We start from the raw sequence: 22,914 nt of genomic DNA, 5'->3' as shown, positions 1-22,914 counted from the left end.
CCCCTCAGGGGCTTGCGGGGCGCTCCGGTGCAGCTTCGGGAGTGGCCGGCGCCGCGCGGCCGAGGGCCTCGAACAGGATCCAGCCGTCCAGCTCCCCCTCGTACGGGAGGAGTCCGCGGCGGACGGCCTCGTCGACGAGGGCGCGCACCGTGCCGGGCTTGTGCAGGTTGAGGTGGTGGGAGCGGTCGCCGACGCCGCCCGAGTGCGTGTACGCGCCGCCGCCGACGTAACGGCCCTCGCCCTCCCGGAACACGATCCTGGTGCGCACACCGTCCCGGACCAGGGTGAGGACGTCCCGGCAGCCCTGGCCGTCCCGGTGCCGGTGCCGGACCGTCCACAGGTAGGCCGTCGTGTCGTCGACGGTCAGTCTCCTCGGGCGGCGGTGGTTGCGCATGCGGTCACCCTAGGCCGGGACGGCGGTGCGGCGCATGGCGTTAAGTGCTCTACCGCGCCCCCGCCGACGGTGGCAGGCTGCCTTCATGGGGGCATGGAGGAGACGGACGCTGGGCCGGGCGCGTGGGACACGTGCGGCGGCCGTGGCGGGACTCGCGTTCCTGGCCGTGGGCGGGGCCGTGGCGTGCGAACCGGGCGGGATCGGCTCGGCGGCCGTCGCGTACACCACCGACGAGGCGGCGACGACCGAGATCGAACGCCGGGACGTCGACGTGCGGTGGCTGACCTGCACCGCCGACTACGGCGACGACGGGTCCTCCGGGGGCCGGGAGACCGTCGCCTCCGTCGACTGCGAGGGGGAGACCGGCGACGGGCGGGACATCACCGTCACCGGCCACGTCACGCGCGCCGTCGACGGCTCGTGCGTGCGCGGCGACCTCCGCGCGGACGTCGGCGGCAGACAGCTGTTCCGGGTGGGCGGCCTCGGCGACTGCCAGTCCGTCACCCCCTCGCCGCTCGCCCCGCCCCGCTCCGCACGGCCCGCCGAGCCCGGCCGGCCCACGGTCACCGTGACCGTCACCGAGACGGTCCGGTGCGACGACGGCACGCGCTGCGAGCCCGCCGACACCAAGTGACCTGCGCGAGCAAGTGATCCGAACCCCTGTCGGTCACCCCCGCCCCTGCCTAGAGTGATCGGGTGACCCAGCCCGTGACGCCTGCCGCGTACTTCCGATACCCGCACCTGCACGGCGAGTTGGTGGCCTTCACCGCCGAGGACGACGTGTGGCTCGCGCCCCTCGACGGCGGACGCGCCTGGCGGGTCAGCGCCGACAGAACGCCGGTCACCCTGCCCCGCATCTCGCCCGACGGCACCACCGTCGCCTGGACCTCCACCCGCGACGGCGCCCCCGAGGTGTACATCTCCCCGGTCGACGGCGGACCGACCACCCGGCTGACGTACTGGGGCAGCCCCCAGACCAGGGTGCGCGGCTGGACCCCCGACGGCCGGGTGCTCGTGCTGAGCACCCACGACCAGGCGAGTCTGCGCCGCAGTTGGGCCCGCGCGGTCCCGCTCGACGGCGGACCGGCCACCACCCTGCCGTACGGGCCCGTCGGCGGGGTCGCCTTCGGCCCGCACACGGTGCTGGTGTCCGCGTCGATGGGACGCGAGGCCGCCGCCTGGAAGCGCTACCGGGGCGGCACGGCCGGCAAGCTGTGGATCGACCTGGAGGGCGAGGGCGAGTTCACGCGGCTGCACGAGGACCTCGACGGCAACATCGAGTACCCGGTGTGGGCGGGCCCGGGGGTCCCCCCGCTGGAGCGCGGCCGGGAGCGGGGGAGGATCGCCTTCCTCTCCGACCACGAGGGCACCGGCGCCCTGTACTCCTCCCTCGCCGACGGCTCCGACCTGCGGCGGCACACCCCGCTCGACGGCTACTACGCCCGCCACGCGGCCGGGGACGGCAGCCGGGTCGTGTACTGCTCCGCCGGTGAACTGTGGATCCTGGACGACCTGGAGGGCGCCGAGCCGCGCCGCCTCGACGTCCGGCTCGGCGGGCAGCGCACCGGCCGGCGGCCGTACCCGGTGTCCGCCGCCCGCTGGCTGGGCTCCGCCACCCCCGACCACACCGCGCGCGGCAGCGCCGTCGAGGTGCGCGGCGCCGTCCACTGGGTCACCCACCGCCACGGCCCCGCTCGCGCCCTGGCCGCCGAACCGGGCGTCCGCGCCCGGCTGCCGCGCACCTTCCGCACGGAGGGCGAGGAGTGGGTGGTGTGGGTGACCGACGCCGAGGGCGACGACGCCCTGGAGTTCGCGCCCGCCACCGGTCCCGCACCGGGTGCCACCCCGCGCCGGCTGGCCGCCGGTCGTCTCGGCAGGGTGCTGGAACTGGCCATGGCCCCCGACGGAAGCCGGGCCGCCGTCGCGGCACACGACGGGCGGCTGCTGCTCGTCGAACGGGAGACCGGTGAGGTCCACGAGGTCGACCGCAGCGAGGACGGTGAGGTCTCCGACCTGGTCTTCTCGCCCGATTCCGCCTGGCTGGCCTGGTCGCACCCCGGCCCGCGCCCGCTCAGCCGGCTCAAGCTCGCCAACACCGCCGACCTGTCGGTCACCGAGGCGACCCCGCTGCGCTTCCACGACTACGCGCCCGCGTTCACCCTGGACGGCAAGCACCTCGCCTTCCTGTCGACGCGCGCCTTCGACCCGGTCTACGACGAGCACGCCTTCGACCTGTCCTTCATCGAAGGTGCGCGCCCGTACCTGATCCCGCTGGCCGCGACGACCCCCTCGCCGTTCGGCCCGCAACGGCACGGCCGCCCCTTCGAGGCCCCCGACAAGGACGAGACCCCCGACAGCGAGGGCGCCCCGGCCACCCGTATCGACCTGGAGGGCCTCGCCGACCGGATAGTGCCCTTCCCCGTGGAGGCCGGCCGCTACTCCGGGCTGCGCGCCGCCAAGGACGGCGTGCTGTGGCTGCGCCACCCCGTGCGCGGTGTCCTCGGCGCCTCCCGCGCCACCCCGGAGGACCCCGGTCCGGACACCGGACTGGAGCGCTACGACCTCGTCCACCAGCGCCTCGAACACCTCGCCCCCGACGCCGACGCCTTCGAGGTCAGCGGCGACGGCAAGCGGCTGCTGCTGCGCTCCGACGGCAAGCTGAAGGTCGTTCCCAGTGACCGGCGCGCCTCCGGCGACGAGGACGGCGACTCCCACCTCACCGTCGACCTCGGCCGCGTCCGCCAGACCGTCGACCCGGCCGCCGAGTGGCGCCAGATGTACGACGAGACCGGCCGCCTCATGCGGGACAACTTCTGGCTGCCCGACCTCGGCGGGATCGACTGGGACGGCGTCCTCGAACGCTACCGGCCGCTCCTCGACCGGGTCGCCACCCGCGACGACCTCGTCGACGTCCTCTGGGAGGTGCACGGCGAACTCCGCACCTCGCACGCCTACGTCGTCCCCCGCGGTCACGGCGGCGGCGCCCGCCAGGGCCTGCTCGGCGCCGACATCTCCCGGCACGAGGACGGAAGTTGGCGCATCGACCGGATCCTGCCTTCGGAGACCTCCGACCCCGACGCCCGCTCCCCGCTCGCCGCGCCCGGCGTCGCGGTGCGCGCGGGCGACGCGATCCTCGCCGTCGCCGGCCACCCCGTGGACCCGGTCGCCGGACCCGGGCCGCTCCTCGTCGGTACGGCCGGCAAGGCGGTCGAGCTGACCGTGTCGCCGTCCGGCGGGGGCGAACCCCGGCACGCCGTCGTGGTCCCCGTCGACGACGAGGAGCCGCTGCGCTACCACGCCTGGGTCGCCGGCCGGCGGGCGTACGTGCACGAGACGTCCGGCGGTCGGCTCGGCTATCTCCACGTGCCCGACATGCAGGCCCCCGGCTGGGCCCAGATCCACCGCGACCTGCGGGTGGAGGTGGCCCGCGAGGGGCTCGTCGTGGACGTCCGGGAGAACCGGGGCGGGCACACCTCCCAGCTCGTCGTGGAGAAGCTGGCGCGGCGGATCGTCGGTTGGGACGTGCCGCGCGGGATGCGGCCGTACAGCTACCCGGAGGACGCGCCGCGCGGGCCCGTCGTCGCGGTCGCCGACGAGTTCTCCGGCTCCGACGGGGACATCGTCAACGCGGCGGTCAAGGCGCTCGGCATCGGGCCGGTGGTCGGGACGCGCACCTGGGGCGGGACCATCGGCATCGACAACCGGTACCGCCTGGTCGACGGGACGCTGGTCACCCAGCCCAGGTACGCGATCTGGCTGGACGGCCACGGATGGGGCGTGGAGAACCACGGCGTCGATCCGGACGTGGAGGTGGTGATCCGTCCGCAGGACCATGTCGCGGGCAGGGACGTTCAGTTGGAGGAGGCGGTCCGGCTGGCGCTGCTCGCACTGGAGGAGACTCCGGCGAAGGTGCCGCCCGCCCTGCCCGTCGACCGGCGTCTTGGCTGAGCCGTCCCCCGAGGGGGGCGGGCAACCGCGTGACGAGCCGCCCACCAGCCGTCGGCGGCGGCGATAGCATGCCCCGGTACGCGATCATCACCCGAGGAGGCCGTATGCCAGGCGAACCGCAGGACGACTGTCTGTTCTGCAAGATCGTGGCGGGGACGATCCCCGCGACGATCGTGCGGGAGACCGGGACGACCGTCGCCTTCCGGGACATCAACCCGCAGGCGCCCACCCACGTCCTGGTGATCCCCAAGGCGCACCACGTGGACGCCGCCGCCCTCGCCGCCGAGGCGCCGCAGCTCGCCGCGGACGTCCTGCGCGAGACGCAGGCGGTCGCCGACGAGGAGAAGCTGGACAGCTACCGCATCGTCTTCAACACCGGCAGCGGCGCCGGCCAGACCGTCTGGCACGCCCACGCGCACGTCCTCGGCGGCCGTGGCCTCCAGTGGCCCCCCGGCTGAGCCGTGTCCGCACGTGAACTGGTCGTCCTGGGCACCGCCAGCCAGGTCCCGACCCGGCACCGCAACCACAACGGCTACCTCCTGCGCTGGGACGGAGAGGGCATCCTCTTCGACCCGGGCGAGGGCACGCAGCGTCAGATGCTGCGGGCCGGGGTCTCCGCGCACGACCTGAACCGGATCTGCGTCACGCACTTCCACGGCGACCACTCGCTCGGCGTCGCCGGGGTGATCCAGCGCGTCAACCTGGACCGGGTCCCCCACCCGGTGACCGCCCATTTCCCGCGGTCCGGGCAGCGCTTCTTCGACCGGCTCAGGTATGCCACCGCCTACCGTGAGACCGTCGGCGTCACCGAGGTGCCGGTCGACGGCGACGGACCCCTCGCCGTCACCGCGTCGTACACGCTGGACGCCCGCCGGCTCTCCCACCCGGTCGAGTCCTACGGCTACCGCCTGATCGAGCCCGACGGCCGCCGCATGCTGCCCGAGCGGCTCGCCGCGCGCGGTGTCCGGGGGCCGGACGTCGGCCGCATCCAGCGGGAGGGCTCGGTCGGCGGGGTGTCGCTGGAGGAGGTCAGCGAGGTGCGGCACGGGCAGCGGTTCGCGTTCGTCATGGACACCCGCCTGTGCGACGGGGTGGGGGAGTTGGCGGAGGGCTGCGACATGCTGGTCATCGAGTCGACGTTCCTCGACGAGGACGAGCGGCTCGCCGAGGACCACGGTCATCTGACCGCCGGTCAGGCGGGGCGGGTCGCGCGGGACGCCGGTGTCCGGCATCTCGTTCTCACGCACTTCAGTCAGCGGTACAACGAACCCGGGGACACCTCCCGGACGGGGTCCGGGGGAGAGTTCGAGCGGCAGGCGCGGGCGGCCGGGTTCGAGGGGGAGCTGACGGTGGCGTACGACCTTCTGCGGGTGCCGGTTCCGAAACGACGATAAGACATCCGTACGATGCTTTGATGCCCATCCCCAAAGCAGAACTGCACCTGCACATCGAAGGCACTCTGGAGCCGGAGCTGGCCTTCGAGCTGGCCGCCCGCAACGGTGTCACGCTGCCGTACGCCGACACCGAGGCGCTCCGTGAGGCGTACCGGTTCGAGGACCTCCAGTCCTTCCTGGACCTGTACTACGAGCTGATGGCGGTGCTGCGCACCGAGCGGGACTTCGAGGACCTGGCCAACGCCTACCTCGCCCGCGCCGCCGCACAGGGCGTGCGGCACGCGGAGATCTTCTTCGACCCGCAGGCCCACCTCGCCCGGGGCATCGGGATGGGCACGGTCGTCGAGGGGCTGTGGCGGGCGCTCGGCGGCAGCCGGGCCGACCACGGCGTCTCCACCCGACTGATCATGTGCTTCCTGCGCGACGAGTCCGCCGAGTCCGCGCTGGAGACGCTCGACGCCGCGAAGCCGTACCTCGACCGGATCACCGGCGTCGGGCTGGACTCGGCGGAGGTCGGGCATCCGCCCGTGAAGTTCCGCGAGGTCTACGAGACCGCCGCCGCCCTCGGCCTGCGGCGCGTCGCGCACGCCGGTGAGGAGGGGCCGCCGCAGTACATCACCGAGGCCCTCGACGTCCTCGGCATCGAGCGCATCGACCACGGGCTGCGCTGCATGGAGGACCCGGCACTGGTCGAGCGGCTGGTGCGGGAGCGGATCCCGCTGACGCTGTGCCCGCTGTCCAATGTCCGGCTGCGGACCGTCGACGTCCTCGCCGACCACCCGCTGCCCGCCATGCTCGACGCCGGGCTGGTGTGCACGGTCAACTCCGACGACCCGGCCTACTTCGGCGGCTACGCGGGCGACAACTTCGACGCCGTACGGTCGGAGCTCGGCCTGAGCGAGGAGCGGCTGCGCGAACTGGCCCGCAACTCCTTCGTCGCCTCCTTCCTCGAGGACGACGAGAAGCTGCGTTCGCGGTATCTGGCCGAGGTCGACGCGTACGAGTTCTGAGTCGTTCCGGGGTCTTCCGTTCGGATCAGGCCGGCCAGCGGAGCGGGTCGGGGGCGGGGTACCCCCACCCCCTTCGGGCGGCGGGGGGGACCGCGAGGCGGAGCCGGGGCGCGCGAGATCCCACCGGGCCGCCCTACTCCACGGCGCCCGGCGCGGCAGCCGCCCGCCGGGGCCCGGCCGTGTCGTACGCCCCTTGGCTGGACACACCCACCGGAACGTCCACCGGGATCTTCACGACCGCCTGTTCCGCCGCGCCCACCCGCGGTACCGCCCCGCTGGGCGTGCCGGTGGACGCGGCGCGCGAATCGGCCGAGGCCGAACTCAGCAGCCCGCGGCAATCCGTACCTGGCACGCAGGTGCGAGAAGCGGAACGGGAGTGATGTGGATCAGGAGAGATCTGGTCAGGTGTTCGTCGGGTGGCAGTGACGCCCTTCACCGGTGGCCGAAGGGGAAGGCTCCGTTGACGTCCGGCGGTCCATGTACTTAGCCTCCATCTTCATACATGGACGACCTTCACATAGGGAGATGGCCGGGTGGACCTCACCGTCAAGGACGTACGGCTGACGCCGATCCTGATCGCCGACCCGCCCCTCCTGAACACGCAGGGCGTGCACCAGCCGTACACCCCGCGCCTGATCGTGGAGGTCGTCACGGCCGACGGTGTCACGGGTCTGGGCGAGACCTACGGCGACACCAGGTACCTGGACCTGGCCCGCCCCTATGCGAAGAAACTGATCGGCCGACAGGTCAGCGACCTGAACGCGCTGTTCACTCTCGGGGACGAGGTGGACGTGGACCGGTCACGCATCTCGGAGCAGATGGACGTCGGCGGGCTGCGGGGCGTCCAGACGGCCGACAAGCTCCGCCTGTCCGTGGTCTCGGCCTTCGAGGTCGCCTGCCTGGACGCCCTCGGCAGGTCCGTCGGCCTGCCGGTGCACCGACTGCTGGGCGGCAAGGTGCGCGACGCCGTCGAGTACAGCGCGTACCTCTTCTACAAGTGGGCCGACCATCCCGAGTCGGTACCGCACGAGACGGACGACTGGGGGCCGGCCGTCGACCCGGCCGGCATCGTCGAGCAGGCCCGGACGTTCAAGGAGCGGTACGGCTTCACCTCCTTCAAGCTCAAGGGCGGTGTCTTCCCGCCGGACGAGGAGGTCGCCGCCGTACGCGCCCTCGCCGAGGCGTTCCCCGGCCACCCCCTCCGCCTGGACCCCAACGGCGCCTGGAGCGTGCCGACCTCCCTGCGCGTGGCCCGGGAGCTTCAGGACGTCCTCGAATACCTGGAGGACCCGGCCCTGGGCACCCCCGCCATGGCCGAAGTGGCGGCCGGAACCGGCGTACCGCTCGCCACGAACATGTGCGTGACCACGTTCGCCGAGATCAAGGAGGCGTTCGCCCGCGACGCCGTCCAGGTCGTCCTCTCCGACCACCACTACTGGGGCGGGCTGCGCAACACCCAGCACCTGGCCGCCGTCTGCCGCACCCACGGCGTCGGAGTCTCGATGCACTCCAACACCCACCTGGGCATCAGCCTCGCCGCGATGACCCACGTCGCGGCCACCGTCCCCGACCTCCACCACGCCTGCGACTCCCACTACCCCTGGCAGTCCGAGGACGTCCTCACCGACCGCCTCACCTTCACCGAGGGCAAGGTCACCGTCTCCGACGCCCCCGGCCTCGGCGTCGACCTCGACCGGGACCGCCTCCGCCACCTCCACCAGCGCTGGCTGGACGACAAGGGCACCTACCGCGACCGGGACGACGAGGCAGCGATGCGCGCCGCCACCCCTGCCTGGAGCACCCCGGCGGTACCCCGCTGGTGAGGCCCAGGCTTCCGCCGCCACAGCGACACCCCGCCCCGCCCCCGACGCCGCCGCCTTGTCAGCCCCGTGGTGCACACTGGCCGAATCGGCACCACGTCAGGGAGCACACCGTGACCGCGTCCACCGGAGAGGGACACCACCGGAACCCCCGCCAGGCCCAGGTAGACCCGCTGGCCGCCCGGCGCGCCCCCACGGACCCGCCGTGGGACGTCTACCTCACCGGCACCGTGTTCCTCGACATCATCTTCACCGGCCTGGACTCCGCCCCCGTCCGCGGCACCGAGTCCTGGGCGCGCGGCATGGGCTCCAGTCCCGGCGGCGTGGCCAACATGGCCACCGCCCTGGCCCGCCTCGGCCTGCGGACCTCGCTCGCCGCGGCCTTCGGCGACGACCACTACGGCGAGTACTGCTGGGACACCCTGGAACAGGGCGAGGGCATCGACCTGACCGCGTCCCGCACGGTCCCCGGCTGGCACTCCCCGGTCACCGTCTCGATGGCGTACGAGGGCGAGCGCACCATGGTCTCCCACGGTCACGAACCACCCCCGGAGGAGCCCGCCCCCGCCTCCCCGCCGCACGCCAGGGCCGCCGTCGCCTCCCTCACCCCCGGCAAGCGCGCCCCCTGGATCGCCCAGGCGGCGAACCGCGGCACCCGCGTCTTCGCGGACGTCGGCTGGGACGACACCGGCGCCTGGGACCTGGCGGGCCTGGCCGACCTGGAGTACTGCGAGGCGTTCCTGCCGAACGCACAGGAGGCCATGCGGTACACGGGTGCCACCTGTCCGCGCGCCGCGGCCCGCGCCCTCACCGAGCACGTACCGCTCGCCGTCGTCACCCTCGGCGCGGAGGGCGCGTACGCGGTGGACGGCCGCACGGGCGAGACCGCGGAGGTTCCCGCGATCGCCGTCGAGGCCCTCGACCCCACGGGCGCGGGCGACGTCTTCGTGGCCGGTTTCGTCACGGGCACGCTGGCCGACTGGCCGCTCGCGGACCGCCTGGCGTTCGCCGGTCTGACCGCCGCGCTCTCCGTGCAGGAGTTCGGCGGCTCGCTGTCCGCGCCCGGCTGGTCCGAGGTCGCCGCCTGGTGGCGCCGGGTGCAGTCGGTGGAGAGCCAGAACCCGGAGGCGCTGCGCCGGTACGCGTTCCTGGAGGGCCTGCTCCCCACCCGGCAGGCCACGCCGTGGCCCCGCCGCAGAGCGGTCCCCACGATCGGATTCGGCGGCTCGGGCTGACGTGCGGGAGCGGACACCGCCCGCCCGAGCCGCCGGACACCGTCCCGCCGGAGGAGCCGGTGGTCGAAAAGCCCTACGGCGTTGTCAGTCCCCTGGCGTACCCTGGAAAACGCCAGGCTGCCCTCGTGGCAGGCGAGTCGCATCCGGGAGGACGTAGAGGCCTTCGGGCCGGCCTATGACTCAGACACCGACAGCTCACACGCCCGCGCAGGGCGAGGCGAGAGCACAGTTCACCGTTCCCGCCCAGCACCCCATGGTGACCGTGCTGGGGTCCGGAGATTCCCTTCTGCGCGTGATCGAGACGGCTTTCCCGGCGGCCGACATCCATGTCCGGGGCAATGAGATCAGCGCGGTGGGCGATCCGCGGGAAGTCGCCATGATCCAGCGCCTGTTCGACGAGATGATGCTGGTGCTCCGCACCGGACAGCCGATGACGGAGGACGCAGTGGAACGCTCGATCGCCATGTTGCGGGCGAGTGAGAACGGGACGAGCGACGGCCAGGAGACCCCGGCCGAGGTACTGACGCAGAACATCCTGTCCTCGCGCGGCCGCACCATCCGCCCCAAGACCCTCAACCAGAAGCGGTACGTCGACGCGATCGACAAGCACACGATCGTCTTCGGCATCGGCCCCGCCGGTACCGGCAAGACGTACCTGGCGATGGCCAAGGCGGTCCAGGCCCTCCAGTCGAAGCAGGTCAACAGGATCATCCTGACCCGTCCGGCGGTCGAGGCGGGGGAGCGGCTCGGATTCCTCCCCGGCACGCTGTACGAGAAGATCGACCCCTACCTGCGCCCCCTGTACGACGCCCTGCACGACATGCTCGACCCGGACTCGATCCCGCGCCTGATGGCGGCGGGCACGATCGAGGTGGCACCCCTCGCCTACATGCGGGGAAGGACGCTCAACGACGCCTTCATCATCCTGGACGAGGCCCAGAACACGAGTCCCGAACAGATGAAGATGTTCCTCACCCGGCTCGGCTTCGATTCGAAGATCGTGATCACGGGCGACGTGACGCAGGTCGACCTGCCGAGCGGCACCAGGTCCGGGCTGCGTCAGGTGCAGGACATCCTGGAGGGTGTGGACGACGTCCACTTCTCCCGGCTGTCGTCCCAGGACGTCGTACGGCACAAGCTGGTGGGCCGTATCGTCGACGCGTACGAGAAGTACGACGACACGCACGGCACGGAGAACGGCACGCACAAGGGCGGCCGGGGGAAGTCCGGGCACAAGGGGAAGTAGACCGAGCACCACCATGTCGATCGACGTCAACAACGAGTCCGGAACCGAGGTCGACGAGCAGGCGATCCTCGACATCGCCCGCTACGCCCTCGCGCGGATGCGCATCCACCCGCTCTCCGAACTGTCGGTGATCGTCGTGGACGCCGACGCCATGGAGCAGCTGCACATCCAGTGGATGGACCTGCCGGGGCCGACGGACGTCATGTCCTTCCCGATGGACGAGCTGCGTCCGCCGTCGAAGGACGACGACGAGCCCCCGCAGGGCCTGCTCGGCGACATCGTGCTGTGCCCCGAGGTCGCGAAGAAGCAGGGTGAGGAAGCGCCGACGCGGCACTCCATGGACGAGGAGCTCCAGCTGCTCACCGTCCACGGTGTGCTGCACCTGCTGGGCTACGACCACGAGGAGCCGGACGAGAAGGCCGAGATGTTCGGCCTCCAGGCGGCCATCGTGGACGGCTGGCGTGCGGAGAAGGGCCACACCGGCCCGTCCCCGGCCCCGACCGTGTCATGAGCCTCCCCCTCGTCTCGGGGGCGATCGCCCTGGTCGTCGTGGCGTGGCTCGCCGCCTGCGCGGAGGCGGGCCTCGCGCGCGTCTCCAGCTTCCGCGCGGAGGAGTCCGTCCGCTCCGGCCGGCGCGGCAGCGCGAAACTGGCCCAGGTCGCGGCCGACCCGACCCGCTATCTCAACGTGGCGCTGCTGGTCCGCGTGGTCTGCGAGATGGCGGCGGCCGCGCTCGTCACGCACGCCTGTCTGAAGGCGATCGACGGCACGACGCCCGCGCTGCTGGCCGCGATCGGCGTGATGGTCCTCGTGTCGTACGTCGCGGTGGGCGTCTCCCCGCGCACCATCGGCCGCCAGCACCCGCTGAACACGGCGACGGCGGCGGCGTACGTGCTGCTGCCGCTGGCGCGCATCATGGGTCCGATCCCGTCGCTGCTGATCCTCATCGGCAACGCGCTCACGCCCGGCAAGGGCTTCCGGCGCGGCCCCTTCGCCTCCGAGGCGGAGCTGCGGGCGCTGGTCGACCTCGCCGAGAAGGAGTCGCTGATCGAGGACGACGAGCGCCGGATGGTGCACTCGGTCTTCGAGCTGGGCGACACGCTCGTGCGTGAGGTCATGGTCCCGAGGACCGACCTGGTCGTCATCGAGCGGTACAAGACGATCCGGCAGGCCCTCACCCTGGCGCTGCGCTCGGGGTTCTCGCGGATACCCGTCACCGGGGAGAGCGAGGACGACATCGTCGGGATCGTGTATCTCAAGGACCTGGTGCGCAGGACGCACATCAGCCGGGACGCGGAGAGCGACCTGGTGTCCACGGCGATGCGGCCCGCGGCGTTCGTCCCCGACACCAAGAACGCCGGCGATCTGCTCCGGGAGATGCAGCAGGAGCGCAACCACGTCGCCGTCGTCATCGACGAGTACGGCGGCACCGCGGGCATCGTCACCATCGAGGACATCCTCGAGGAGATCGTCGGGGAGATCACCGACGAGTACGACCGTGAACTCCCGCCCGTCGAGGAACTGGGCGAGGACCGCTACCGGGTCACGGCGCGCCTCGACATCACCGACCTCGGCGAGCTGTACGGCCTGGAGGAGTACGACGACGAGGACGTGGAGACCGTCGGCGGACTGCTCGCGAAGGCGCTGGGCCGGGTGCCGATCGCCGGGGCCTCCTCGACCGTCGAGCTGCCCGACGGCCGCTCCCTGCGGCTGACCGCCGAGGCCGCCGCCGGGCGCCGCAACAAGATCGTGACGGTGCTGGTGGAGCCGGTGGCGCCGCCGGAGGACGAGGAGGCGCAGTGACGCCCCAGGAGCTGCGTGGTCTGTGTCTGTCGTTCAACGCGGTCGTGGAGGACTTCCCGTTCCGTCCGGAGATCTCGGTGTTCAAGGTCGGGGGCAGGCTCTTCGCGCTGACCAGCCTGGACGGGAAGCCCCTCACGGTGAACCTCAAGTGCGACCCGGAGGACGCGATCCGGCTGCGCGAGGAGTACCCCGGCCTGATCGTTCCGGGCTATCACATGAACAAGCGGCACTGGAACACGGTGACCGTCGACGGCGGTCTCCCGGACCGCGTGGTCCGGGAGCTGGTCGAGGACTCCTACGACCTGGTGGTGGCCGGTCTGCCGCGTGCCGAGCGGCTCCGCCTCGACCGGCCCTGAGCGGCCTGCCCCTGAGCGTCTGCCGGGGCGGGCGCTTCGTATGCTCGGGGGCATGACCGACAACGCGCTTGATCCCGAGGACCGCAAGATCGTCACCCTGGCCCGTTCGGCGCGGGCCCGCAACGGTGTGCCCGAGGGTGCCGCCGTACGGGACGAGACGGGACGTACGTATGTCGCCGGGACGGTGGATCTGCCGTCGCTGAAGCTGAGTGCGGTGCAGACGGCGGTGGCGATGGCGGTGGCGTCGGGGGCGGAGTCGCTGGAGGCGGCGGCCGTCGTGACGTCGGCGGAGGGTGCCGCCGAGGCGGATCTCGCTGCGGTACGGGATCTCGGCGGGCCGGGGACGCCGGTGCTGGTGGCCGGGCCCGACGGCGTCGTCCGGGCGACCGTCTCAGCCGGCTGAGGTACCGGGGGGCCTCGCCCCCCGGACCCGCGTTCTCCGGCCGGGCCAGGTCGCCACGTGGGGGGATCATGAGCCCGCGGCCCACCCCAGGTAGGCCGGAATTCGGCCTTGCCCTTCTCGCTTCCCCGCCCCGTCAATGGAAGCGTATATCCGACGGACCGTCAGATTGAGACCCCATCGGCACCGGTGCCCGCACCCACCCGTCCCGCTTCGGCTGTCCGTCTCCCCACATTCGGGAAGGAGCCGGAATTCCCATGCGAGGCAAGCGAATCGGATCAGGTGCGGCACTGCTGGCGGGGGCCCTCGCGGTCACCGGGCCGGCGCTCGCACCCTCTGCCGCCGCCGTCACTCCGACGACGGCGACCGTCACCGCGAACTGCGGTCTGTTCGGCGGGGGTGCGGCCACCCTCACCGCCACCCAGAGCGGCACCTCCGCCACCCTCAAGCTGTCGTCCACCGCCATCACCGCGCCGATCGCGATCAACGCGAACAGCATCACCTCCACGCTCACGATGGCGAACTCGGCCGGTGCCGCCAGAGTCTTCACCGGCACCGCGAACCCGGCCATGGCGGTCGGCGCCCCGATCGTGGTCGGACCGCTCGGCGGGACCGTGGCCTCCGGTGACAGGCTGGACTTCTACCGGGGGTCCCTGAAGATGGTCGTCTTCGGGATCACCGTCACCTGTACGGCGAACGGGCCGCAGTCGCCGGGACCGTTCGTGTTCTGACGCTGCGCTGAACGGGGCCATGGAGCCGTCAGTTTCCCCGCGAGAGCAGGAAGCTGACGGTTCGTCAGTTCCTCTCGTCGCGTCCATTGACTTCTGGTGCGATCCCCATCTCAATGCCCCCTGTCGGCGCAGACGAGTAGCTGCGCCCGCATCCCTCAGGAGGGGGCACCCATGGGTCCCACACCCCAGAGATCCCGCAGACGGCACTGGACCGCGCTGCTCGGGGCGACCGCGCTCGCGGTCACCGCGGGCGGAGCCCTGGCGGCGCCCGCCGCCGTCGCCGCGGCCGTGGACGTGGACTTCCCCACGCACTGCGTCCCGCCGCCCATCGCGGGCATCCCGCCGATCGACGGCACCACCACCGGGAAGATCACGGTGGACGACGCCACTCCCCGGGTCGGCGACACCGTCACCGTGACCTACACGGTGGTCAAGCCCGCCGCGAGCAACCCCACCGACCTGGCCCTGCCGGCCGACATCATGACGCCCACGGGCAAGGTCACCCTGGGCGGGGCGCAGACCGGCAGCGTCACCGTCGCGGGGCCGAAGAAGAACGACCCGGTGCCCGGCAAGGGGCCCTTCCCGTCGTTCTCCATGACCGGCACCTTCACGGTCACCGCACCCGGCGCGATCACGCTCTCGCCCGGCGACTACAACATCCACACCAGCTACATCCTGGAGCTGGACACCCCCTGCACGGTGACCGGCCCGCCCGCGCCGGTGTCGGAGACGGTCACGGCGGGCGACAACCCACCCGCCAACACCCGAGCGATCTCGCTCAGTTCCGCCTCCGGTGCGCCAGGGGCCGCGGTGACCGTCACGGGCAGCGCCTTCACACCGGGCGCGACCGTCACCCTCGCCGGGCGCTCCGGGAGCGCCCAGACCGCGGACACGGCGACCGTGACCGCGGGCGCGCAGGGCGGCTTCAGCGGCTCCCTCGCCGTCACCGACCGCACCACGACCGGCGTGGTGGCCTACGAGGGCGGCGCCTGGAGCGCGGAGAAGGGCGCCGGACCCGTCGCCTATGTCGTCCTCGACGACACGCCCGTACCGGACGGGAGTCAGAAGCTGACGACGACCGTGAAGGCGGGCACGCTGTCGATGTCCCAGGCCGGGGACGCCGTCCGGTTGTCGGGGGTCGACTTCGGCACCGGCGGGGCGTCGACCGGCGCGCTGCGGACGGTGACCGTCAAGGACTTCCGCGGTGGCCCCGCGGGCTGGTCCCTGACCGGCAAGGTCACCGACTTCACCGGACCCGGCGCCAAGATCGACGCCGGCGCGCTGAGCTGGACACCCGCGTGCGCGACCGACGCGGGCAGCCCGAGCACCTGCCGGGCCGGTTCGGCGGGCGTGGTGGGCACGGCGGGGGCGACCCTGGCCTCGGCCCCCGACGCGGCGCTCACCGGCGGCGAGTTCACAGCCGACGCCCAGCTCTCCCTCGACGTACCGGCGTTCACGCCTCCGGGCACGTACGCCGGCGTCCTGACCCTGACGCTCAGCTGATCGACGTCCACCGGTGGCCGGGCGCTCGCTCCGCGCGGGTCCGCACCCGCCCGACCATCCGCCGTGCCCGATGTCCGCGGGGGTCCGCACCCATGCGCAAGCCGTACGCCCTGCTCCTTCTGCCGCTCGTTCCGTCTCTGCTGTCGGGCGCCGCTCCGGCGGGTGCCGCGGACAACGGCAGCTGGTCCGTGCAGCCCGTTTCCTCGACCGTCGCCGCGCGCCCGTACTTCTACGTCTCCGCCGACCGGGGGCAGACCATCGAGGACAAGGTCGTCGTCGTCAACAAGACGGACGAGGCCCTGACCTTCCGGCTGTACGCCGCCGACGCCTACAACACCGCGCGGGACGGTGGGTTCGCCGTACGGACGCCGGGGGAACGGATGCGGGGCGTGGGAGCGTGGGCGAAGCCCGCGAAGGACCGGGTCACCGTGCCCGGCCGGAAGTCCGTCACCGTGCCGTTCACGATCCGGGTGCCCGCGGACGCCGAACCCGGTGACCATCCGGGCGCGGTCGTGGCGCTCGACGAGCGTGTGGAGAAGGCCGGCGGCGGAGTCGCGCTCGGCGTGCGGCGGGCGGTCGGTGCCCGCGTCTACCTCCAGGTCAGCGGCCCGACGCTGCCCGCGCTGGCCGTCGAGGACGTCCGCCTCGGGTACGACCGGCCGCTCGTCCCCGGCCTCGGCGACAGCGCCGCGACGATCTCCTACACCCTGCACAACACGGGCAACGTCACCCTCGAACCGAAGGTGGAGCTACGGGCCCGCGGCCTCTTCGGCCGTACGCTCCTCGCCCGCGACCTGACCGCGGTCCCTTCCGAGCTGCTGCCCGGCCAGCGGGTCCGGCTCACCGAACCCTGGCGGGACGCGCCCCGGCTCGACCGGGGCGACGTGACGTTGACCGCGAGCGCCGAGGGCACGCGGGAGTCGGCGAGCACATCGTTCCTCGCGCTGCCCTGGCTGCTGGTGGCGGTGGCGTTCCTCGCCGGGCTGGTGGGCGGGACGCTGCTGGTCAGAGCGCGTCGGGTCCGCGCTCGCCGGTCCGGACCCGGACGACCGTCTCGACCGGGACGGCCCACACCTTTCCGTCGCCGATCTTCCCCGTCTGCGCGGCCCTGACGATCGCGTCGATGACGGCCTCGGAGTCCGCGTCCTCGACGACGACCTCGATCCGGACCTTCGGGACGAGGTCGACCTGGTACTCGGCCCCGCGGTACACCTCGGTGTGGCCGCGCTGCCGGCCGTAGCCGCTGGCTTCGGTGACGGTCAGACCGTGCACACCCAGCTCCTGGAGGGCGGTCTTGACCTCGTCGAGGCGGTACGGCTTGACGATCGCGGTGATGAGCTTCATGCCGGGGGCTTGACCTTCTGAGCGGAGGGGACGGAGGACGCACCGACCGGGGCGCCATGGCCCAGGACGCCGTGATCGTATGCCGTCTCGGCGTGCACCGTAAGGTCCAGACCGGTGTGCTCGTGCTCCTCGTCCGCCCGGAAGCCGAGGGTCCGGTCGAGCAGCTCGGCGATGCCGTACGTCATGAGGAAGGCGTACGCGCCGACGGCGAGGACGGCCACGAACTGCTTGCCGAGCTGGGCGAGGCCGCCGCCGTAGAGCAGGCCCTCCGCGCCGCCGGTCATCGACTCGACGGCGAAGACGCCGATGAGGAGGGTGCCGATGACCCCGCCGACCAGGTGGACGCCGACGACGTCGAGGGAGTCGTCGTAGTCGAACCGGAACTTCCAGCCCACGGCGTAGGAGCAGACGACGCCGGCCGCGAGGCCGACCGCGAGGGCGCCGAGCAGGGAGACCGAACCGCAGGAGGGGGTGATCGCGACCAGGCCCGCGACGGCGCCGGAGGCCGCTCCGAGGGTGGTGGGGTGTCCGTCGCGCTTCTGCTCGACGAAGAGCCAGCCGAGCAGGCCGGTGCAGCCTGCGGCGAGGGTGTTGAGGAAGGCGGCGGCGGCGAGGCCGTTCGCGCCGAGGGCCGAGCCCGCGTTGAAGCCGAACCAGCCGAACCACAGCAGGCCCGCGCCCAGCATGACCATGGGGAGGTTGTGCGGACGCATCGCGTCCTTCTTGAACCCCAGGCGCGGCCCCAGGACCAGGCAGAGCGCCAGGCCCGAGGCGCCCGAGGTGATCTCGACGGGGAGTCCGCCGGCGAAGTCGAGGGCCCCGAGGCCGCTCAGGATCCAGCCGTCCGGGCCCCACACCCAGTGCGCGACGGGAACGTATACGAGGAGCGCCCAGACCGGCACGAAGACCAGCCAGGCCCCGAACTTCGCGCGGTCCGCGATCGCGCCGCTGATCAGGGCCGCCGTGATGATCGCGAAGGTCAGCTGGAAGGTGGCGAACAGCAGGGTCGGCACGGTGCCGGACACGCTGTCCGGGCGGAGACCGGCCATGCCGGCGTGCTCCAGAGTGCCGATGAGTCCGCCGCCGGCGTCCGGGCCGAAGGCGAGGGAGTAACCGGCGGTCAGCCACACGACGGTGACCAGAGCGATCGACACGAAGCTCATCATCAGCATGTTGAGGACGCTCTTCGTGCGGACCATGCCGCCGTAGAACAGGGCGAGGCCCGGTGTCATCAGCAGGACGAGAGCGGTGGCGGCGAGCAGCCAGGCGGTGTCGCCGGTGTCGATCCGAGCGGCGGCGAGGGTCACGGTCGTCTCCAACGGGGTGGGGGCTCGTCAGAGATTCACGGGCATGCGTTTCCGGTGGCGTACGTGTGTGTTTCCGTGACGTTTCATTGCGTGCGGGTTTCTGGAACCTCACGTCCGGGGGTGCTCTCGGGCGGTTGTACGGCAGGGCTTCGTGGATCAGGGAGAATGGGCGGCATGAGCGTTCGTACCCAGTCATCCGAACAGCCGGCCGAGGCCGCCCACCGGGCCGGTTTCGCCTGTTTCGTCGGCCGCCCCAACGCGGGCAAGTCCACCCTCACGAACGCTCTGGTCGGGACGAAGGTGGCGATCACCTCCAACCGTCCGCAGACCACCCGGCACACCGTGCGGGGCATCGTGCACCGGCCGGACGCGCAGCTGATCCTCGTGGACACACCTGGGCTGCACAAGCCGCGCACCCTGCTGGGCGAGCGGCTCAACGACGTCGTACGCACCACCTGGGCCGAGGTCGACGTCATCGGTTTCTGCCTGCCGGCCAACGAGAAGCTGGGCCCCGGCGACCGGTTCATCGCCAAGGAGCTGGCCGGGATCAAGCGGACGCCGAAGGTCGCGGTCGTGACGAAGACCGACCTCGTGGACTCCAAGACGCTGGCCGAGCAGCTGATCGCGATCGACCAGCTCGGCAAGGAGCTGGGCATCGAGTGGGCCGAGATCGTGCCCGTCTCCGCCGTCGGCGATCAGCAGGTCGAGCTGCTCGCGGACCTGCTGATCCCGATGCTGCCGGAGAGCCCGCCGCTGTACCCCGAGGGCGACCTGACGGACGAGCCCGAGCAGGTGATGGTCGCCGAGCTGATCCGCGAGGCGGCGCTGGAGGGCGTCCGCGACGAGCTGCCGCACTCCATCGCGGTGGTCGTGGAGGAGATGCTCCCGCGCGAGGACCGTCCGGCGGACAAGCCGCTTCTCGACATCCACGCGAACATCTACATCGAGCGCCCCAGCCAGAAGGGCATCATCATCGGCCCGAAGGGCAAGCGCCTCAAGGACGTCGGCATCAAGTCCCGCAAGCAGATCGAGGCGCTCCTCGGCACCGCCGTCTTCCTGGACCTGCACGTGAAGGTGGCGAAGGACTGGCAGCGGGACCCGAAGCAGTTGCGGAAGTTGGGGTTCTAGGGTCGTCGAAGGGGTGTTCGGCACCGCTGCCGCGCGGCGGTAGCCGCTGGTCGGTACGGCCTGGACCCGCGTGTGAAGGGGGCGAAGGAAGGGCGGCGGGACCCGAGGCAGTCGCGGAAGTCGGGGTTCTGGGGGATGCCGGGGTCGACCCGGAGCGGGGCCCGAACCAGCCCACCCGGATCGTCCCGTCGGCGGCACGGCGGCACGGCGGCACGGCGGCACGGCGGCACGGCGGCGCCGTCCAGCCGCCCGCCGACCGGGTCGAGGGCTCGGCAGGGGCGGCCGACGGGCGGACCGTCGTCACCTCTGGGCCCGCAGGACGTCCCGCAGCCAGGCATAGGAAGCCTTGGGGGTGCGTTCCAGGGTGCCGGGGTCGGAGAAGTCCACGTGGACCAGGCCGAAGCGGCGAGCGTAGCCCTCCGCCCACTCGAAGTTGTCCAGCAGCGACCACACGAAGTAGCCGCGCACGTCCACGCCCGCCTCCACCGCCCGGTGCAGGGCACGCAGATGGCCGTCGAGGTAGGCGATGCGGTCCTGGTCGTCGATGCCGGGGTAGCTGCACCCGTTCTCGGTGATGACGACCGGCGGGAGGCGGTCGCCGTAGCGTTCCGCGAAGCCGGTCAGGAGTTCCGTCAGTCCTTCCGGCACCACCGGCCAGCCGAAGTCGGTGACCGGGACACCCTCGATCTGCCGGACGGTGAAGGGGAGTTCGGCCGGGATGCGCACGCCGCCGAACTCGATCTCGGTCCCCTGGGGAGCGCCGACGCGGGTGGGGGCGTAGTAGTTGACGCCGTAGAAGTCGAGGGGCTCCGCGACCACCTGGAGGTCGGACGGCACGTCCCCGGGCATCAATTCGCCCAGGCCTTCCGGGTATTCGCCGAGCAGGAGCGGGTCGGCGAAGAGCCGGTTCAGCAGGAGGTCGTAGAAGGCGGCGGCCTCCAGGTCGGCGGGTTCCCGGGAGGCGGGCCAGGTGGGGCCGTGGGAGTTGGCGATGCCGATGTCGCGGGCGCCCGCCGCCCGCAGTGCCTGGACGGCCAGGCCGTGGGCGAGGAGCTGGTGGTGGGCGACCGGGAGAGCGTCGAACATCAGCTGCCGGCCGGGGGCGTGGATGCCCAGTGCGTGGCCCAGCAGGGTGTGTTCGGCGGGCTCGTTGAGGGTGATCCACTTGTGCACACGGTCGCCGAGACGGTCCGCGACCACGGCCACGTACTCGGCGAAGCGGTGCGCCGTGTCCCTTTCCAGCCAGTCCAGCCGGGCCGGCAGATCCCAGTGGAAGAGGGTCGGGACGGGGCGTACGCCGGCCGCCAGCAGGTCGTCCACCAGCCGGTCGTAGAAGTCGAGGCCGCCGGGGGAGTTCACCCGTGGCCAGGAGATCGAGAAGCGGTACGCGTCCACGCCCAGGCCGGCCAGGAGGGCCACGTCCTCGGGGTGGCGGTGGTAGTGGTCGCAGGCCACCGCGGCCGTGGAGCCGTCCTTGACCCGCCCCGGCTCGGCAGTGAAGGCGTCCCAGACGGACGGCTCGCGGGCGTCGACCGCGCCCTCGATCTGGTGGGCGGAGGTCGAGACACCCCACAGGAACCCGGCCGGGAACCGGGGTATCGGGTTCGCCGCCCCGCGCGGATCAGTCGCCATGGGCGCGATCATCCGTACCGCCGGTAAGGGAAGTCAACGCCCCGGCGTCAAACGGCGGTCAGGCCCCTTCCTTCAGCACGCGCGAGACCAGCTCGCGCTGCTCCGGGGTGAGCCGGGGGTCGGCCGCGTACACCGTCCTCCCGTCCACCGTGATCTCGTAGCTGAACCCGTCCGGGACCCCGGCCGGGCGGGACGGGTGACCGTCGGCCAGCGCCTGCCCGGCCAGGACCTCCCAGTCGCGGGCGTCGGGCCGCCCCGAGGTGTCCACCCCGGCGCCGCGCTCGATGCCCGCGAACCCGCCCGTGCGTCTCACGTCAATCCGCATGGGACGTGTCTAGTACGGATCTACCGGATCCGCACCCCCACCCGCTCCCACGCCTTCTCCACTGCCTGGAACTCCTCGCCGCCGTCGCCGAAGCGTTCGCGCGCGGCCTTCACGGTGAGCTTGGCAAAGTCGGTGAAGAACGCCCGCTCCGTCAGCTCGCCGCCGGTCAGCACGTCGTACCAGAGCTGGCCGGCCTTCTCCCAGGCGAAGCCGCCGAGGGCGGTGGCGGCCAGGTAGAACGCGTGGTTCGGGATACCCGAGTTGATGTGGACGCCGCCGTTGTCGCGACCGGTGCGGACGTAGTCGTCCATGGTCGCGGGCTGCGGGTCCTTGCCGAGCACGTCGTCGTCGTACGCGGTGCCGGGGGCCTTCATGGAGCGCAGGGCCCGGCCGCTCACGTTCGGGGCGAGCAGCTCGGCGCCGATGAGCCAGTCGGCCTCGGCGGCCGTCTGGCCCAGCGTGTACTGCTTGATGAGCACGCCGAAGACGTCGGACATCGACTCGTTGAGGGCGCCCGGCTGGCCGTAGTAGGTGAGGTTCGCCGTGTACTGGGTGACGCCGTGGCTCAGCTCGTGGCCGATCACGTCGATGGAGCTGGTGAAGTCGACGAAGATCTCGCCGTCGCCGTCGCCGAACACCATCTGCTCGCCGTTCCAGAAGGCGTTGTTGTAGTCCTCGTCGTAGTGGACGGTGGCGTCCAGGGGCAGGCCGTCGTCGTCGATGGAGTGGCGGCCGTAGGCCATGAGGAAGTGCTCGAAGGTGGCGCCGAGGCCCGTGTAGGCACGGTTCACCGTGGCGTCCTGGCCCGGGTCGTCGCCCTCGCCCCGGACCTTGGTGCCGGGCAGGGCGGTGCCGTGCCCGGCGTCGTGGACCGTGCGCAACGGCTGGTCCGAGGGCGCCTGCGCCGCCGGAGCGGGCGCGAGGCGGAACTCGCTGGTCACCCGGCGCCGGGAGCGCAGCTCGCTGTCGCGCACCAGGGTGCGCCGCGCCGGTCCGGAGAGAGCGGGGTCGTCGTTGCGCGCCAGGCGGTCGAGGACGTGGGGCGGTACGACGGTGCAGAAGACGGGCTCGAAGCCCCCGTGAGTCGTCATGCCCGGCACCATCGCACCGCGTGACGCCCCTGTCACCAAAGGCAACCATGATTGGTGAAATACAGTGACAAACATCCGCGATCTACACCGATGAGTGGTATGCGGCACTTTTTGTCCGGTTCGTCCGGCCGGTCCCGCATACTGGAACAGGCCAGCGCGTCCCGTGGGGCTCGGCTACAGTGCGGAGCACTATGCGTTTCGGGCTGCTTCTCCTTAGCTGCCGCGGCGAGGGCCTGTAGTCGAGGCC

General features: G+C 72.1%; 22 protein-coding genes. 16 read left to right on the top strand and 6 right to left on the bottom strand.

All coding sequences use genetic code 11. The features are described 5' to 3' along the window. Window positions 1-4: 4 nt before the first annotated feature. Entirely contained in the window at window positions 5-394 is a 390-nt protein-coding gene (locus ACZ5Y0_RS01795) for a hypothetical protein (RefSeq protein ID WP_469126668.1), read from the bottom strand. A gap of 85 nt (window positions 395-479) precedes the next feature. Here ACZ5Y0_RS01795 and ACZ5Y0_RS01790 point away from each other — a divergent pair, with 85 nt between their 5' ends. From ACZ5Y0_RS01790 to ACZ5Y0_RS01720, 15 genes are all read left to right on the top strand, one after another. Beyond that, the gene (locus tag ACZ5Y0_RS01790) at window positions 480-1,028 is read left to right on the top strand and encodes a hypothetical protein (protein WP_469126667.1); all 549 of its coding nucleotides are present in this window, start codon (window positions 480-482) and stop codon (window positions 1,026-1,028) included. A gap of 62 nt (window positions 1,029-1,090) precedes the next feature. Beyond that, window positions 1,091-4,342, top strand: a complete 3,252-nt coding sequence (locus tag ACZ5Y0_RS01785; RefSeq protein ID WP_469126666.1) for a S41 family peptidase — start codon at window positions 1,091-1,093, stop codon at window positions 4,340-4,342. Between the two features lie 104 nt (window positions 4,343-4,446). After that, window positions 4,447-4,800 carry a histidine triad nucleotide-binding protein gene (locus tag ACZ5Y0_RS01780; protein WP_467513226.1) on the top strand — a complete coding sequence of 118 codons (354 nt, stop codon included), beginning with the start codon at window positions 4,447-4,449 and terminating at the stop codon, window positions 4,798-4,800. 3 nt (window positions 4,801-4,803) lie between these two features. After that, window positions 4,804-5,736, top strand: a complete 933-nt coding sequence (locus ACZ5Y0_RS01775) for a ribonuclease Z (protein ID WP_469126665.1) — start codon at window positions 4,804-4,806, stop codon at window positions 5,734-5,736. A gap of 20 nt (window positions 5,737-5,756) precedes the next feature. Then, a complete protein-coding gene (locus ACZ5Y0_RS01770; RefSeq protein ID WP_469126664.1) occupies window positions 5,757-6,746 on the top strand; it encodes an adenosine deaminase in 990 nt (329 codons plus the stop codon). Between the two features lie 533 nt (window positions 6,747-7,279). Continuing rightward, window positions 7,280-8,569, top strand: a complete 1,290-nt coding sequence (locus tag ACZ5Y0_RS01765; RefSeq protein ID WP_469126663.1) for a glucarate dehydratase family protein — start codon at window positions 7,280-7,282, stop codon at window positions 8,567-8,569. Window positions 8,570-8,679: 110 nt separating this feature from the next. Then, window positions 8,680-9,801 (top strand): carbohydrate kinase family protein, encoded by a 1,122-nt coding sequence (locus ACZ5Y0_RS01760; protein WP_469126662.1) that lies wholly within the window; start codon window positions 8,680-8,682, stop codon window positions 9,799-9,801. A 175-nt stretch (window positions 9,802-9,976) separates the two neighbouring features. Beyond that, window positions 9,977-11,047, top strand: coding sequence for a PhoH family protein (locus ACZ5Y0_RS01755; protein WP_469126661.1), 1,071 nt, complete (start codon window positions 9,977-9,979; stop codon window positions 11,045-11,047). A 13-nt stretch (window positions 11,048-11,060) separates the two neighbouring features. Further along, window positions 11,061-11,558: an rRNA maturation RNase YbeY gene (gene ybeY, locus ACZ5Y0_RS01750; RefSeq protein WP_366057447.1), complete on the top strand. Its 498-nt coding sequence runs from the start codon at window positions 11,061-11,063 to the stop codon at window positions 11,556-11,558. Further along, on the top strand, window positions 11,555-12,850 hold the full coding sequence (locus ACZ5Y0_RS01745) for a hemolysin family protein (RefSeq protein ID WP_469126660.1): 1,296 nt from the start codon (window positions 11,555-11,557) through the stop codon (window positions 12,848-12,850). The genes ybeY and ACZ5Y0_RS01745 overlap by 4 nt, the downstream gene beginning before the upstream one ends. Further along, complete coding sequence (locus ACZ5Y0_RS01740) at window positions 12,847-13,206, top strand: MmcQ/YjbR family DNA-binding protein (RefSeq protein ID WP_469126659.1); 360 nt, start codon at window positions 12,847-12,849, stop codon at window positions 13,204-13,206. Before ACZ5Y0_RS01745 ends, ACZ5Y0_RS01740 begins: the two co-directional genes overlap by 4 nt. A gap of 52 nt (window positions 13,207-13,258) precedes the next feature. Then, on the top strand, window positions 13,259-13,609 hold the full coding sequence (locus tag ACZ5Y0_RS01735; protein WP_469126658.1) for a cytidine deaminase: 351 nt from the start codon (window positions 13,259-13,261) through the stop codon (window positions 13,607-13,609). Between the two features lie 254 nt (window positions 13,610-13,863). After that, window positions 13,864-14,337 carry a hypothetical protein gene (locus tag ACZ5Y0_RS01730; RefSeq protein ID WP_469126657.1) on the top strand — a complete coding sequence of 158 codons (474 nt, stop codon included), beginning with the start codon at window positions 13,864-13,866 and terminating at the stop codon, window positions 14,335-14,337. Window positions 14,338-14,508: 171 nt separating this feature from the next. Further along, on the top strand, window positions 14,509-15,840 hold the full coding sequence (locus tag ACZ5Y0_RS01725; protein WP_469126656.1) for a WxL domain-containing protein: 1,332 nt from the start codon (window positions 14,509-14,511) through the stop codon (window positions 15,838-15,840). Window positions 15,841-15,932: 92 nt separating this feature from the next. Next, window positions 15,933-16,952 carry a DUF916 domain-containing protein gene (locus tag ACZ5Y0_RS01720; RefSeq protein ID WP_469126655.1) on the top strand — a complete coding sequence of 340 codons (1,020 nt, stop codon included), beginning with the start codon at window positions 15,933-15,935 and terminating at the stop codon, window positions 16,950-16,952. Here the strand turns inward: ACZ5Y0_RS01720 and ACZ5Y0_RS01715 are convergent. Beyond that, a complete protein-coding gene (locus ACZ5Y0_RS01715) occupies window positions 16,846-17,184 on the bottom strand; it encodes a P-II family nitrogen regulator (protein WP_366057621.1) in 339 nt (112 codons plus the stop codon). The two genes, ACZ5Y0_RS01720 and ACZ5Y0_RS01715, sit on opposite strands and share 107 nt — an antisense overlap. Continuing rightward, on the bottom strand, window positions 17,181-18,491 hold the full coding sequence (locus ACZ5Y0_RS01710; RefSeq protein WP_469126654.1) for an ammonium transporter: 1,311 nt from the start codon (window positions 18,489-18,491) through the stop codon (window positions 17,181-17,183). The genes ACZ5Y0_RS01715 and ACZ5Y0_RS01710 overlap by 4 nt, the downstream gene beginning before the upstream one ends. A 174-nt stretch (window positions 18,492-18,665) precedes the next feature. On the opposite strand from ACZ5Y0_RS01710, the gene era reads away from it, so the two are divergent. Next, window positions 18,666-19,619 carry a GTPase Era gene (gene era / locus ACZ5Y0_RS01705; RefSeq protein ID WP_388703820.1) on the top strand — a complete coding sequence of 318 codons (954 nt, stop codon included), beginning with the start codon at window positions 18,666-18,668 and terminating at the stop codon, window positions 19,617-19,619. 300 nt (window positions 19,620-19,919) lie between these two features. Here era and ACZ5Y0_RS01700 read toward each other — a convergent pair whose 3' ends face one another. From ACZ5Y0_RS01700 to ACZ5Y0_RS01690, 3 genes are read right to left on the bottom strand one after another with little or no spacing between them, the layout of a single operon-like run. Next, a complete protein-coding gene (locus ACZ5Y0_RS01700; RefSeq protein WP_469126653.1) occupies window positions 19,920-21,251 on the bottom strand; it encodes a GH1 family beta-glucosidase in 1,332 nt (443 codons plus the stop codon). 58 nt (window positions 21,252-21,309) lie between these two features. After that, entirely contained in the window at window positions 21,310-21,576 is a 267-nt protein-coding gene (locus ACZ5Y0_RS01695; protein ID WP_469126652.1) for a protealysin inhibitor emfourin, read from the bottom strand. Window positions 21,577-21,596: 20 nt separating this feature from the next. Continuing rightward, complete coding sequence (locus tag ACZ5Y0_RS01690; RefSeq protein ID WP_469126651.1) at window positions 21,597-22,667, bottom strand: M4 family metallopeptidase; 1,071 nt, start codon at window positions 22,665-22,667, stop codon at window positions 21,597-21,599. Between the last annotated feature and the right edge of the window lie 247 nt (window positions 22,668-22,914).

The sequence above is a fragment of the Streptomyces sp. NPDC033216 genome (assembly GCF_055577115.1).
Note: the sequence above shows the minus strand (reverse complement) of the source record. Positions and strands in the feature narration are given on the sequence as shown.